Consider the following 13,796-nt stretch of genomic DNA (forward strand, 5'->3'; position numbering starts at 1 on the left):
CCAGATAGGTAAATTTTCCGATTAAAAAAAGAAAAATTGCAATTGCACCTTTAGTCAAACTGACTTTTTAGCTAGAAAATCCTTTCAAGATACTTTTCACAAAGTAAAAAATCTCTCTTATAACATCCTACAAATCCTAACATTTGTCAAGCTCTTTTAAAGGATAAAATACATCATTACGACGTGCAATCGCTCATTTTGTGTAGACTTTCACGGTTAAATTAAAAAACTGCTACATTTCCATTTAGTTCAGAAAATGTAGCAGTTTTTTGTTAATTATGGATTTTTTGTTCTGCTAAAAAAAGAATTTTATTAGCCACATCATCAATTGTCATCGATGTTGTATCTACTTCAATCGCATCTACTGCTTTTTTTAGCGGAGAATGTTCTCTTGTGTAATCTAGGTGGTCGCGTTCTTCAATTTCTTTTTTCAATTGGTTTAAATCTCCGGCAAAACCTTTCGCTGCATTTTCTTTAAAGCGACGTTCTGCTCTTTCTTCCACACTTGCTAATAAGAAAACTTTCAATTCAGCGTTTGGTAATACAGCAGTCCCGATATCTCGACCATCCATCACAATACCACCTTCTTTAGCAAAAACTTGTTGTCGTTCTTGCAAAGCTTCTCGAATAGCAGGATGTGCAGCAACGATAGAAACGTGATTAGTTACTTCTAAAGAGCGAATAACTTCTGTTACATTTTCTTCGTTCACAAATACTTGTTGTATTTCTCCAGGTTCGAAGCGAATAACTGTTTTTGCAAGTAATTCAGCAATAGCTTTTTCATTCGTGTAATCAATCTTGTTTTTATGCGTAACATATGTAACTGCTCGATACATCGCGCCTGTATCAATATAAACAAACTGTAATTTTTTTGCAACTATTTTTGCCACTGTGCTTTTCCCTGCTGCAGCTGGACCGTCGATTGCGATACAAATTTTCTTTGTCATAGAATAAAACTCCCTTATCTAAAATTAGTCTGATTTATCTCTTCTTGAGATGCTAAAAGTACCATTAACTTCATTCGTGCTTTTTTGCTATCATAATCTTTACCAAGAATGACGCCACGATTATATAAATCAAATGTACTTCCTTCATAATCGTATGTAGTGTATACATTCCCTTCTTCCGCACTGGTTGTAATCACAACTGGAATCCCTTTATCTAAAGCTCGAATAATGGCAGGCATCATTTTTGGCGCTACTTGTCCGCGTCCAACACCTTCTAAAACTATTCCTGCCACACCACTATCAATTGCCGCATCTATAAATAAACCATCAGCTCCGATGTAACATTTAATTACAACGACTTCAGGGAGATCTAAACGAATATCAAAGCATTCATGTTCTAATGGCTTTTGGTAAAGAAAAACTTGATCATTATCAATAATTCCTAAGTAACCGAAACCAAACGCACTAAAGCCTTGGATGTTGGATGCATGTACTTTTTTTACATATCGGGCTGCAAAAATTCGTTCATTAAAAACAACGACAGTCCCAGCTTGGCGTAAATTTGTTTCGCAGGCGGTATAAATTGCATGGCGAATATTAATATAAGCATCTGTTCCTGGTTCTTCTGGCGCTCTTTGTGATCCAGTAACCACTACAGGTCTTGTATCTGTTACAGCAAGGTCAAGAAAATAAGCCGTCTCCTCTAATGAATCCGTTCCATGTGTAACAACGATGCCATCATAGGTTTCATCCATAAAAATAGACTCGATCAGCTGTTTCAAACTAATTAAATCTGGAAGTGTAATGTGCATAGACGGTAATTGAAAAGTAGAATAAATATCTATTTGAATCTCCGTTGGCAATTTACATAAAGCGGCTAACTCTTCTCCTGATAACTCTCCAGATGCAAGTTTCCCTGATTCTGTTTTCTTACTCGCGATTGTGCCACCTGTCGTAATTAATGCGACTCTTGCCATCGTCCATTCCCCCTACATTTTTTCCTTTTAAACGAACAAATGAGTCTCGGAAGCGTTTCCCAGACCCATTCAGTGTTGTTTATTACTGTGGAATTGTTAGAACTGTACCAACTGGAACATCATTACTTCCAAGTCCATTGGCTTGTTTGATTTTTTCTACGCCTGCAGCAGCTCCTGCACTTCCATAGGCTGAACGGGCAATCCCGTATAGCGTTTCTCCTGCTTGAACAGTGTGCGATCCACCAGCAGCTTTTTGTTGCGCAGCTTCATCTGCTTTTTTCTGCGCAGCCTCAGCCGCAGCTTTCTCTTCGGCCGCTTTTTCTTCGGCCGCTTTTTGATTAGCAGCTTCTTGTGCTTGTTTCGCTTCTTCGGCCTTTTTAGCAGCTTCGGCATCTTGTTCTTTCTTTGTAGCAGCAGCTTTTTCTTCCGCGGCTTTTTTTTCTTCAGCCGCTTTTTCGGCTGCGGCTTTTTCTTCCGCGGCTTTTTTTGCTTTTGCTTTTTCTTCTTTTGCTTGTGTGTTGTCAGATACACTTACAGTTGATTCTGTCTCGGTTTTGACTTCGTTAGATCCCATATTTTGAACAGTAACGAATACAATCACAATGACGATTGGTATTAACAGAAAAAATACAATTAATAAATTCAATAATGGATATCTAAAAATGGTTTTCTTTTTTCCTCGTCTGCTATCAGAACGGGATAACATCGGTGGTTCGTTATTAAATTCATCTTGCTCTTCTGAACTCATATCGTAATCAACCGGTTCTTCAAATTCCCGTTTATCTTTTTGTTTTTTTGCCACTCAAAGTTCCTCCTTTAGTGCTCTCTAAAATTATCCTATGCACTATTATTGGCACAGAGAAGTGTTACATATGATATTAAAAATGAAATGCCTTTGAAATAATTATACCCATAAATGTAACATCCAACAACACTTAAACCGCTTTTTTACTAAAAAAAGCAATAATAATTTTAATTTGGTGCTTATAAGGTGTAGGCGCTATCTATTTCTTACAGATTACTGAACAAAATAATAACAAGTTTTTTGCTATTAAACAAGCTTTTTTTTGCAAAAAAATGTGAAATTGTATTCTTTTTGTCGAATTTCGTAACTTTTAAAATCACTGCAATAAGTATGTTAAATAACTTTCCCAAGTAGGGACTTCTTTTCGTTGTATCATTTCTTTTTTTTCAAAGGTAGTAATATCCGCACCGTCTATATCACAACAGTTTAGCGGCTTTTCACTATCAAGGGGTTCTTCTTCAAAATAACGCATAATATAATTCCGGCGACAATCTTTTGTATGCAGATAACCAATGAATTGCTGTAAATTGGCTTGTTTCCATTTCTTGCGATAGTCTATTTTTGTAGTTATTTCTTGGGTAGTCAATCCACTCTTTTGATAGTACTCGATAAAACGCTGCTCTGATTCGGGTAATGTTTTCAGCTGTTCCTTTGTTAAATGGATTAAACTTGCATCAGGTAAATCTTGGTCTGCTAGCTGCATTTGAATAAATTCATCTCCAGTGGCATAAAGTAGAATACCGACACTGTTTTTCGAATCTCGACCAGCTCGTCCGATTTCTTGCAAGTATGCTTCTAAATCAGCAGGCATATGATAGTGAATAACAAAACGAATATCTGATTTGTCTATTCCCATTCCAAAAGCACTCGTCGCACAAATTAAATCTAACTGACCATAAACAAATTGCTGTTGAATCATAATCCTATCTTCCGCTTCCATATCCCCGTGATAATAGGCGACTTGTAGGCCAGATATTTCGCTCAATTCACGCGCTATCCTTTCTGCTAATTTTTTACTTGAAAAATACACAATACCCGGCGTTTGCAGTTTTGAAACTAGTTCATACAAACGTTCTTTTTTTAAATTTTGGTTCGTAAATTTTTCTACTTGTAAAGAAATGTTTGAACGGTTCACTGAATAAATAATTTGTTTGCAGTCTTTTAATTGAAGTTGCGCTAAAATATCTGCTCGAACTTTTTTGGTGGCTGTTGCAGTAAGCACCATTGTTACTGGGAAATTCGCCTCTTGAATAAACAAACCTAACATTAAATAATCCGGACGAAAATCATGCCCCCACTGAGAAATACAATGTGCCTCATCAATTACAAATAAACTAATTTTCTGCTTCAAAAGAAGGCTTTTTATCTTATCATTATTCAACATCTCTGGTGATAAAAATAAAAATTTGTATAAATGGATGTTAGCAAGAATTTGGTTTTTCTCGTCTCGTTTCAAAAAACTATTAAGTGCAGCAACGCGTTTTTCCCCATGTGCACGCATTCGTTCCATCTGGTCTTGCATTAACGAAAGAAGCGGTGACACAATCACAACTAAGCCCTCCATCAAATATCCCGCTAATTGATAGCAAATAGTCTTTCCAGTTCCAGTGGGTAACATAGCAAACGTGTTCTCCCCTGCTAATGTAGCTTCAATTACTTCTTTTTGTCCTGGGCGGAATTCTTCAAAGCCAAGATATGATTTTAGTTTCTTTTCTAGACTCATGCTATTCCTCCTCTACTCACCACAGCTAGCCGGATTTGATAATAATCCAAGTCTGGGAATTCTGCTTTGATTTCGCGCAATAAATTCCATTCTTTTTGATTAATTGCTTTTATTAGCTCGTCGTCAGGCAAATAGGGTACGTTCGCATTTTTTTGTGTAGCTCTTATCTCAACAAAGTGATCTTGAATGGTACTTGTTTTTAAGTTGCGAATTTGCTCAATCGTCTCTAATTCAGCACCATTTCGCCAAAGCGTAAAAGTTTGCATAGCAGAGGTAGTTAAAGCAGTTAATTCGTTTGGGATTAAACTACTTAAAATAGTCCATTTCTCGTGTGTTTGCTTTATCACAGCGAATAAATGATGGATTTCATGCAATATTTCGAAATAAATATCCCACTTCGGCTGATTATATTTTGAAGCAATTTGTTCCATCGTATAGCCCATTAATTCACCACCAGAAAAACGTTCTACTAAATATTCTGGTTTTGCTACTTCTAGCTCTTTGAACCAGCTAGTCAGTTCTATAAATAAGTTATCGGCTAAAGTGGCTTGTACTTGATTTGTTAGCCAGTTTTTAATGAATAATTGTACTTTTTTGTCACGAATGACTGGTAAATAGTATTTCTTGTTATGGTGCTTATTACTAATTACTTGTATCCCCAATCGTAAATGCGCAAAAAAATCAAAAGCTTGTCGTTGAAAGGAAAAACCTTGAAACCACGGATAATCTATTTCAAAGCTAGGCTCGATATTCCCTTGTATAATATAGCCATTTTCGGTAGAAGAAACCATACCGTTTTGGACCAAATCTGTTAGCCGTACTTCCAAATAACTTGATTTTAAATTTGGTACCAATCCGAATAGGTGTTGCATTTGAAAAAGATGAGCATCTTGAACAGCTTGTCCAGTTCTCCGCCCAACTAAAATTGTCTGTAAAAACGGTAACTTCCTTGGTGTGACAGATTTTTTTAAAATAGTTAATATGTAATTATCAAGCTTATCCAAGACTTTCCACCACCTTTTTTTACTCCTATTATCATACCACAGAAACACTTGTTCGACACTGGTTTGACTAAAAAAACTTTATCAATTTATGGTACAATAGAAAAAGAAAAAATCTAGCTTCAATGAGTCATTTTAGAAAGGAAGCGGAGTATATTGAAATATTGTCGCGTCGAAAAAGATACTTGTATTGCTTGTGGAGCTTGTTCTATTCATGCCCCTGATGTGTTTGATTATGATACAGAAGGACTTGCATTTAATATTTTAGATAATAATACTGGTACAAAAGTAATTCCAGAAGATTTAACAGAGATGGTCATTGATGCTGAGTTCGCTTGCCCATCACTTTCTATCCAGGTTTCTGATAAACCATTTCATTAAAAAATCCGCGAGCCCATTCTGGACTCACGGATTTTATTTATTTCAACGGCTAACTTCTTGTTGACGTTTTTCGAATTTGCGCCGTTCTTTTGCAGTTTGATTTTTAGCAATCCATTTTTTCATTCGTGAATAAAGCAGTAAGAAGACTGCACTAACGATAACTCCTTTTAATAGGTTAAACGGTACAATCGCATAAGTGATTAGCCATGCAACATCTGTATTCGCCGGCAGTCCACCTAGTTTAATATAAAATGGTAATAAAACAAAATAATTAAATACTGTCATTGCGAGTGTCATTAACACCGTACCAACCGCGGTTGAAAGAACCATACCTTTTGTTGTACGAAACCAGTGAAATAAATAATAAATCGGCAGGACATAAAATATTCCTGAAATAAAGTTAGCTAGTTCTCCAACAGGGATACCAACTGGGCTACCAGAAACAATATATAGTAACACATTTTTGATCAACTCCACTAATATCACCGCTAATGGACCGAATAGAAGTCCACCAAGTAAAGCTGGGATGTCACTAAAATCAAGCTTTAAAAATGGTGCACTTGGTAGTAATGGAAATTGGAGCATCATTAATATGAATGCTACAGTTCCAAGTACTGCCACACTTACAAAGACCTTCATTGAATAATTCTTCATTGTCATTTCTCCCTTGATGTTCACCAAGAAGCGAGTGACGCCATTTAACGAATGCAACCCAAGCAAATAAAAAACCTCAACTAATAAAGTTGAGGGAGAGTTTGTGAAAAGATAAACAAACGTTAGATGCTCAAATAAACATCACAGCTTGCTAACACATGCTCGTGAAGACAAACGAAAAGGTCTGTCAACATCTTCTCCCATCCAGACTATACTGTCGGTCCTGGAATTACACCAGAGTCAACTGCTAAAAAAGCAGATCGTGGACTTTAACCACCGGTCGGGAATTGCACCCTGCCCCGAAGATGAACGAATATTTTCTTACAAATTTTATTTTACCATGAATAAATATTTTCGCAAGTCCTTTTGTATATTTTTTCACGTAAGCGCTTTCTCTACTATTCCAATGTGAAGCTTGGATAAATGAGTCGCTAAAATGAAAACTAGCAGAAATCATGTCTATTCCATTTTCCAAAATGGCTATATACAATGATTTCTACTTTTCTATTTTCCACCTTTTATTGTTAAAACTTGGTTATGGCCCAGGGTCTTATTCTCTACCATGGAATATTTGTTGATAATGATTCTGCTAGTGATTGATTTTCTTTCAAACGAATTTTACGAGCAATACTTCTTGCCTCTGCACCAGCATGAATTCTTTTTTGCTCTTCTGTTTCTGGTTCAACAAGCGGAACTTCTACTGTTTTCCCGTCTTTATCAAGGGCCACAAAAGTTAAAAATGAAGTAGCTGCTAAATAACGTTCGCCTGTTTTTAAATTCTCTGCAATAATTTTCACAAAAATTTCCATTGAACTCCTACCAGTAGAAGCAACATAAGACTCTAAACAAACGGAATGATCATTTTTAATTGGTTTTAAGAAGTCAACGGAGTCTGTTGAGGCTGTCACTATTTCTGTTCGACAATGACGAGAAGCACTAATAGATGCTGTGTCATCAATGTAGGTCATTAAGCGACCTCCAAATAAGGTATTATGATTATTTGTATCAGAAGGGAATACCCTACTTGTCTTAATTACTAAAGATTCCTTACAAAATTTTGTTTGTCTTTTTTTCATTTTTTTCGCTCCATTCTATTTATCCGAGAGGCAAAGTAATAATAAAATCTGAGCCTTTGCCAAGTTCACTTTTTACAGAAATTTTTCCATTATGTGCTTCCACAATGTTTTTAACGATAGCTAAACCAATACCTGTCCCGACGGCTTTTCCTCGTTTTCGAGCTTTGTCCGCTTTATAAAAACGTTCAAATAAATAAGGAATATCTTCTTCGGCAATTCCGCTACCATTATCAGAAACAGTAATAATAAGTTTATTTTTTGTTTCATCAATTGTTTGTTTTAAAACCACTTTACCTGCATATCCTTCTTTCCCAGTATGACGAATCGCATTCATAATTAAGTTAATTAATACTTGCTCCATTCGGTCAGGATCGTAAGAATATTCTAAATCAGGCGTTTCTAATTCTAAACCTAATTCGACAGAGTTTTCTTTTGCTAACACATCAAAGTTCGAGATTACTTTTTCAAGTAGTGGCGCCAGTGGTAATTTTTGATTGTCCATTTGGTTGAATCCAGCTTCCATCCGCGCAAGGTCTAGCATATCATTGACCAAACGACCGATACGAAGGGATTCATCATAAATAATTTGCGCAAATTCCCGCACTTCTTCGTCTGATTGGGCAACTCCATCAATAATTGCTTCACTATAACCTTGCAACATTGAAATTGGCGTACGCAGTTCATGCGAAACATTATTCACAAAATCACTTTTCATTTTTTCTAGTTGTTTCTCTTCCGTCATATCCCGAATAACCGCTACCACACTTCGAACATGCTCCCCAGTATAAAGTAACGTCAAGATTGCCACATAGGTTCGGTCAGCGAAAGTAATTTCACCTACTTGAGATTCCTTTGCTTCTAATGTATCTTCCAGCAAATTATCTAGCGCAACTGGGATAAGCACTTTTTCGGTGTTTTCAGATGAAAAGAACCAATTATGTAAAAATTCTTCTGCCGGCGGATTGCTTAAAATAATTGTTTTGTCGATGCTAAACTTAATGACACCATCAGCCATACCTACTAATATATTGGATAATTGCTCTTTTTCTTGTCTGAGTGCACTGACATTATATTTTAGCTGTTTTGCCATATCATTAAATGCAACACCCAGTTCACCAATCTCATCATGGGTATATGTTGGAACGCGATTATCAAAATTACCTTTTGAAACAGCAATTGCAATTTTTTTCATTTCTCGAAGCGGAAAAGCCATTCTTGAAGAGAAAACAAAAGATAAGATAGAGGTGATAAAAACGGCAATAATACCGGAAACAATAAGTGTAGTCATCGTTTTTTTATTTACTTGCAAAATAGTATTATAAGATTGATAAACATATACCACGCCCGAATCGCCATTATCTAACTTGAAATTTTGGGCAGAAACTTCTACAGGTAATGAATGATTATCTATTTTGAAATTGTACTTCATTGTCACAATATTTTCTGTTTCTAAAGCTTTGTCTAATGTCTTATCGGCAATTAACTTGTTTGCCGACTCCTTAGAAACATAATCAGGTGATTGTAATTGGTATACGTTTTTACCATTTTCTTCAATGATAATCCCCATCGTATTGTCTAGTAAAGTAAGGGGAGAATCATTTTTATTTTCAGTCGAAATAACCGCATCGTTTTCTTTCATCACATTAATAATGCTCGTTGTAGTTTCTTCTAATTCTTTCGTTATTTTCTCGATATTATTTTTTTCATAAATCATCGCAACTAAAAATCCTGATATAACTAAAATACCAATTAACAATAAAATAATCGTGCTCCAAATTTTGCCAACGATACTATTCCATATTTTCATCCATCTCACCTCGCTTCCCATAAAAAAACAACGGAACAAAGCACGTGCGGCATAACACTTGCCGATTAAACGTCTTTGTCCGCTATCTTTGTAAGTTTATTCTTCTGGAACTTCGAATTTATACCCTAGACCCCAAACTGTTACGATCATTCTTGCAGCGTCTTCGGATACATCATGTAATTTTTCACGAAGTCTTTTTACGTGTGTATCAATAGTACGTAAATCACCGAAGAACTCATAGCGCCACACTTCTTTTAAAAGTGACTCACGATCAAAAACTTTATCAGGTGATTTAGCTAGGTAATATAATAAATCATATTCTTTCGGCGTTAAACCAATTTCTTTTCCATCCACAATAACACGATGAGCTTCATTATCAATTTTCAAATGAGGGAAAGTAATAATATCACCCGGTGTTCCGTTCATTCCTTCTTCAGAGTTTTGTTTTGCACGGCGAAGGACAGCCTTCACTCGGAGTACGACTTCTCTTGGACTGAATGGTTTAACAATATAATCATCTGCCCCCACTTCAAAGCCCTGCACTCGATTTGCTTCTTCTCCTTTTGCCGTTAGCATAACAACGGGTGTTGCTTTAAATTCTCTTAATTCACGGCAAACTTCAATTCCGTCTTTACCTGGCATCATTAAATCAAGTAGGATTACTTCATAATTATTGTTCAGTGCCATGTCTAATGCCTGGTCACCATCACTAGCCTCTTCAATTCGATAGTTCTCTCTTTCAAGATACATCTTAAGAAGGCGGCGAATTCGATCCTCATCATCCACAACAAGCACTCTAACTTGTTCACTCATAAGTACTCATCCCCTAACTCTCATTTACATACAGAATTAACTACCTAATTAAATGGAAATTCTCGTACCCACATACGAAAATACGCACCATTTCCTATACCAAATTTCCTACGAATTAAATTATACATGTTTTTCACAAAACACGCTAATAGAAAGTTCATTTAAAGTAGAAAATTAGTTTTCTGCCATGTCTTTATTATTACTTTTTCTTGCCAAATCGCGCTTCTGTCTTTAATTGTTTCACTTCATGATGGGATAATTCTCTACGCTCACCTGCATTTAAGCCACGTAAATTTAAGAAAGAATATTCTTCTCTTGATAATTTTTGCACTTCAAATCCAACTGCTTCAAACATTTTACGTACTTGACGGTTACGACCTTCATGAATCGTAATCTCGACAATTGCTTTATCTTTCGCCTTATCGGAGGAACGGATTTTCACTTTTGCGGGAGCTGTTTTACGACCATCAATAACAACGCCACGTTCTAGTTCACGAATTACTTCTCGTTCCGGAATACCTTTAATACGAGCAATATATGTTTTCGCTACTTCATTTTTAGGATGCATCAGTAAGTTAGCAAAATCCCCATCATTTGTCATTAAAAGTAAGCCAGATGTATCATAATCAAGTCTTCCTACTGGGTAAAGTCGTTCTGGAATATCGGTAAAATAATCTGCTACCGTTGTACGTCCTTTATCATCTGTCACTGCTGATACAGTCCCTCTTGGTTTATAGAATAGGAAATAGCGATGTTCTTCTTTTGTTAACTGAATTCCTTCGACTTCAATTCGTTCGGAACCACTAACTTTCACACCTAATTCGGTTACTACTTTACCATTCACTGTTACTTTACCCTCTTTTATTAGAGTTTCTGCTTTTCTTCTGGAAGTAATACCTGCATTCGCAATCACTTTTTGTAAACGTTCCATATTTATTCCTCCTCCTGTTCTTTAGTTTGGTTAAACCGGTCAAAAAACAGGTCCATTTCGTTTTGGTCTGGTTCTTCTGCTTCTGGGTCAGCGAGCTTTGGTAAATCGTCTAAAGAATTCAGTCCAAATGCATCTAAGAATTCACTCGTTGTTACATATAGCTTCGCTCGTCCAGCACCGTCTACTCGGCCTTTGTCAGTTACGAGACCTTTAGCAACTAATGTTCGAATCGGCCCATCTGTTTGAACGCCTCGAACCTCATCCACTTCCATACGAGTTACCGGTTGTCTGTAAGCAATAATCGCTAATGTTTCGAGTGATGCTTGTGATAAAACAGTATTGCTTGGAACTTCCACTAACTTCCTTAAGTATTCAGCATGCGCTTTTTTGGTAGCTAGCTGAAATGTCCCAGCAAGTTCTAATAAAATAAGCCCTCGATCAGTATTTTCATTATAGCGTTCGTTTAACAATTCTAATAAATTGAGTGCTTCAATGTGCGTGATTTCCATGACTCCCGTTAATTGTTCTGTCGAAAGTCCTGCGTCACCAGCAGCAAAAAGCAAGCTCTCTAAAACACCTAATTGTTCTTCTCTCGTCACGACTTTTCTTCCCCTTTACCTAACACATATAAATCGGCAAAACTTTCCACTTGTTCCACTTCCACTAATTTTCGTTTCATTAGTTCTAAGAGTGCCAAAAACGTTACGACTAATTGTTCTTTGGTTTGCTCTTCAAATAACTCATCAAACCGCAAGCGATGATTTTGGTGTTTTTGTAATTTTTCCATGACGGAATCCATACGATCATCAATTGAAATTTCCTGTGTTGTAATTCTTGTATGAAGTGGCTTATTTAGTTTTTTACGGCGAAGCATTTTGTTAAATGCACTTAACATATCATTTAGTGATACATCTAATTCTGCCACGTTCGTTCCATCATCATATTCAGCAAGATCCATCGGCGGTTTACTGAAATAAAAGCTCCGTTCTGCTTCTTTTTCTTTGAGTTCTTTGGCAGCTTCTTTAAAGCGTTTATACTCCATAAGTTTTTCAACTAGAGCCTCTCGCGGATCTTCTTCCTCCTCTAGTGTATCATAATCAATTTCTAATTCCTGTTTTGGAAGAAGCATTTTACTTTTTATCGCGAGTAAGGTGGCTGCCATAACCAGATATTCGCTTGCTATATCTAGTTCCATTTCTTGCATCGTATGAACAAATTCCATATATTGGTCCGTAATCTCAGCCATCGGAATATCATAAATATCCACCTCTAGCTGTCCAATTAAGTGGAGAAGTAAATCAAGAGGTCCTTCAAACGCATCTACTTTAAAATTCATTTCTACCATGTTTGTCCCGCCCTACTATAATGAAAGATCATTTTGCACTAAATTTTCATATGTTTCCCGGGCAACTATGAGTTTATCGATGCCGTTCTCTACAAAAACAACTGGCGGCCTTGGAATTCGATTATAATTACTAGCCATTGCATAACCATAAGCACCCGTACAAAAGACTGCCAAAACTTCACCCGCATTTGATTTTGGTAGCGGTAAATCCCAAATTAGCATATCGCCAGACTCACAACACTTCCCAGCAATCGCTACGGTTTCTTCGGGCACCTTTTCTGGACTTGCGGCAAGAACCGCATCATAATGAGCGTCATAAAGTGCTGGCCGAATATTGTCAGACATACCGCCATCCACTGCCACATAATTTCTAATACCAGGAACTTCTTTTCTGGAACCAACTTTGTATAATGTCGTCCCTGCTTCACCCACGAGAGAACGACCTGGTTCAATCCAAATCTCTGGAATGGCAATAGCATTTGTACTTGCGACATCACGCACTTCCTCGATGATTTGGCGAACATACTCGCTCGGCTCTAATGGTTCATCTTCAGCAGTATAACGAACCCCAAAGCCTCCCCCAAGATTAAGTACTTGTGAATCAAAACCTAATGTCTGATGCCATTCAACTAATTTATCCATAATGCGTCGGGCCGCTAATTTAAAACCAGTCGTTTCAAAAATTTGTGACCCAATATGACAATGTAAACCAATTAAATCAAACGACGCGCTTGCATGCAACACTTGTTTAATCGCTGCTTCTGCTTGTCCATTCGTAAGTCCAAAACCAAATTTCGAATCATCTTGTCCAGTTAAAATATAATCATGTGTATGTGCTTCAATCCCTGGTGTGACGCGAATTAAAACAGCTGCTTTTTCATTTCTTTCTATTAATATATCTTCTAATAAACTAATTTCATAATAATTATCCAGTACAAAACAGCCAATACCGTAATCCAGTGCCATATTTATCTCTTCTGCACTTTTGTTATTGCCATGAAAATGAATTCGCTCTGCTGGAAATCCTGCTTTAATTGCAGTATATAATTCCCCGCCAGAAACAACATCAAGCGATAAACCTTCCTCTGCCATCAACTGATAAATCGCAACAGCTGAAAATGCTTTACTGGCATAAGCTACTTGCGCCTTCACACCTAACTCTTCAAAAGTTTTTTTAAAACCTCTTGCACGGTCTCGGATTAGCGCGACATCATAAACATATAACGGCGTGCCGTATTTCTCAGCCAGCTTTAAAGTGTCCACCCCTCCAATTTCGAGATGTCCTTCTGCATTTACATTTACTGTTCCTAGCCGTTCAAACGTCACGCCAATCCCA

The 13,796-nt window shown here is 36.8% G+C and carries 14 protein-coding genes and 1 riboswitch; of the genes, 1 reads left to right on the top strand and 13 read right to left on the bottom strand.

Annotated features, from left to right (window positions below; all coding sequences use genetic code 11):
• Positions 1 to 272: 272 nt before the first annotated feature.
• The 5 genes from cmk to JL53_RS10800 all read right to left on the bottom strand — a co-directional run bounded on the left by cmk (position 273) and on the right by JL53_RS10800 (position 5,456).
• Complete coding sequence (cmk, locus tag JL53_RS10780) at positions 273 to 947, bottom strand: (d)CMP kinase (protein ID WP_038407612.1); 675 nt, start codon at positions 945 to 947, stop codon at positions 273 to 275.
• A 14-nt stretch (positions 948 to 961) separates the two neighbouring features.
• Entirely contained in the window at positions 962 to 1,924 is a 963-nt protein-coding gene (locus tag JL53_RS10785; RefSeq protein WP_014093280.1) for an asparaginase, read from the bottom strand.
• A gap of 82 nt (positions 1,925 to 2,006) precedes the next feature.
• Positions 2,007 to 2,672: a LysM peptidoglycan-binding domain-containing protein gene (locus tag JL53_RS10790; RefSeq protein ID WP_221770228.1), complete on the bottom strand. Its 666-nt coding sequence runs from the start codon at positions 2,670 to 2,672 to the stop codon at positions 2,007 to 2,009.
• A gap of 373 nt (positions 2,673 to 3,045) precedes the next feature.
• Entirely contained in the window at positions 3,046 to 4,452 is a 1,407-nt protein-coding gene (locus tag JL53_RS10795) for a RecQ family ATP-dependent DNA helicase (RefSeq protein ID WP_003720267.1), read from the bottom strand.
• Positions 4,449 to 5,456, bottom strand: a complete 1,008-nt coding sequence (locus tag JL53_RS10800) for a YpbB family protein (protein WP_003720268.1) — start codon at positions 5,454 to 5,456, stop codon at positions 4,449 to 4,451. Before JL53_RS10800 ends, JL53_RS10795 begins: the two co-directional genes overlap by 4 nt.
• A gap of 153 nt (positions 5,457 to 5,609) precedes the next feature.
• Here JL53_RS10800 and JL53_RS10805 point away from each other — a divergent pair, with 153 nt between their 5' ends.
• Positions 5,610 to 5,834: a ferredoxin gene (locus JL53_RS10805; protein WP_003720269.1), complete on the top strand. Its 225-nt coding sequence runs from the start codon at positions 5,610 to 5,612 to the stop codon at positions 5,832 to 5,834.
• 42 nt (positions 5,835 to 5,876) lie between these two features.
• On the opposite strand, the gene JL53_RS10810 is transcribed toward JL53_RS10805, so the two are convergent.
• The 8 genes from JL53_RS10810 to lysA all read right to left on the bottom strand — a co-directional run bounded on the left by JL53_RS10810 (position 5,877) and on the right by lysA (position 13,786).
• Positions 5,877 to 6,488: a riboflavin transporter RibU gene (locus tag JL53_RS10810; protein ID WP_038407614.1), complete on the bottom strand. Its 612-nt coding sequence runs from the start codon at positions 6,486 to 6,488 to the stop codon at positions 5,877 to 5,879.
• Positions 6,489 to 6,676: 188 nt separating this feature from the next.
• Positions 6,677 to 6,799: riboswitch (FMN riboswitch) on the bottom strand.
• Between the two features lie 246 nt (positions 6,800 to 7,045).
• Positions 7,046 to 7,564 carry an acyl-CoA thioesterase gene (locus tag JL53_RS10820; protein WP_038407616.1) on the bottom strand — a complete coding sequence of 173 codons (519 nt, stop codon included), beginning with the start codon at positions 7,562 to 7,564 and terminating at the stop codon, positions 7,046 to 7,048.
• Between the two features lie 19 nt (positions 7,565 to 7,583).
• Positions 7,584 to 9,371, bottom strand: a complete 1,788-nt coding sequence (locus tag JL53_RS10825; protein WP_038407617.1) for an ATP-binding protein — start codon at positions 9,369 to 9,371, stop codon at positions 7,584 to 7,586.
• Positions 9,372 to 9,467: 96 nt separating this feature from the next.
• On the bottom strand, positions 9,468 to 10,184 hold the full coding sequence (locus JL53_RS10830) for a response regulator transcription factor (RefSeq protein ID WP_003720273.1): 717 nt from the start codon (positions 10,182 to 10,184) through the stop codon (positions 9,468 to 9,470).
• A 199-nt stretch (positions 10,185 to 10,383) separates the two neighbouring features.
• Positions 10,384 to 11,115 carry a pseudouridine synthase gene (locus JL53_RS10835; protein ID WP_038407618.1) on the bottom strand — a complete coding sequence of 244 codons (732 nt, stop codon included), beginning with the start codon at positions 11,113 to 11,115 and terminating at the stop codon, positions 10,384 to 10,386.
• A 2-nt stretch (positions 11,116 to 11,117) separates the two neighbouring features.
• Positions 11,118 to 11,714, bottom strand: a complete 597-nt coding sequence (gene scpB / locus JL53_RS10840) for an SMC-Scp complex subunit ScpB (protein ID WP_038407619.1) — start codon at positions 11,712 to 11,714, stop codon at positions 11,118 to 11,120.
• On the bottom strand, positions 11,711 to 12,460 hold the full coding sequence (locus tag JL53_RS10845; RefSeq protein WP_003720276.1) for a segregation/condensation protein A: 750 nt from the start codon (positions 12,458 to 12,460) through the stop codon (positions 11,711 to 11,713). Before JL53_RS10845 ends, scpB begins: the two co-directional genes overlap by 4 nt.
• 15 nt (positions 12,461 to 12,475) lie before the next feature.
• Positions 12,476 to 13,786, bottom strand: coding sequence for a diaminopimelate decarboxylase (lysA, locus tag JL53_RS10850; RefSeq protein WP_038407620.1), 1,311 nt, complete (start codon positions 13,784 to 13,786; stop codon positions 12,476 to 12,478).
• Positions 13,787 to 13,796 lie beyond the last annotated feature (10 nt).

Source organism: Listeria ivanovii subsp. londoniensis (assembly GCF_000763495.1).
In the GTDB taxonomy this organism is placed as follows: Bacteria; Bacillota; Bacilli; order Lactobacillales; family Listeriaceae; genus Listeria; species Listeria londoniensis.

Bases quoted from the DNA above. Each gene is read 5' to 3' on its own strand.
- JL53_RS10785 (WP_014093280.1), bottom strand. From the start codon at position 1,924: ATGGCAAGAGTCGCATTAATTACGACAGGTGGCACAATCGCGAGTAAG.
- JL53_RS10845 (WP_003720276.1), bottom strand. From the start codon at position 12,460: ATGGTAGAAATGAATTTTAAAGTAGATGCGTTTGAAGGACCTCTTGAT.
- JL53_RS10790 (WP_221770228.1), bottom strand. From the start codon at position 2,672: ATGAGTTCAGAAGAGCAAGATGAATTTAATAACGAACCACCGATGTTA.
- cmk (WP_038407612.1), bottom strand. From the start codon at position 947: ATGACAAAGAAAATTTGTATCGCAATCGACGGTCCAGCTGCAGCAGGG.
- JL53_RS10795 (WP_003720267.1), bottom strand. From the start codon at position 4,452: ATGAGTCTAGAAAAGAAACTAAAATCATATCTTGGCTTTGAAGAATTC.
- JL53_RS10830 (WP_003720273.1), bottom strand. From the start codon at position 10,184: ATGAGTGAACAAGTTAGAGTGCTTGTTGTGGATGATGAGGATCGAATT.
- JL53_RS10810 (WP_038407614.1), bottom strand. From the start codon at position 6,488: ATGAAGAATTATTCAATGAAGGTCTTTGTAAGTGTGGCAGTACTTGGA.
- JL53_RS10835 (WP_038407618.1), bottom strand. From the start codon at position 11,115: ATGGAACGTTTACAAAAAGTGATTGCGAATGCAGGTATTACTTCCAGA.
- JL53_RS10825 (WP_038407617.1), bottom strand. From the start codon at position 9,371: ATGAAAATATGGAATAGTATCGTTGGCAAAATTTGGAGCACGATTATT.
- JL53_RS10820 (WP_038407616.1), bottom strand. From the start codon at position 7,564: ATGAAAAAAAGACAAACAAAATTTTGTAAGGAATCTTTAGTAATTAAG.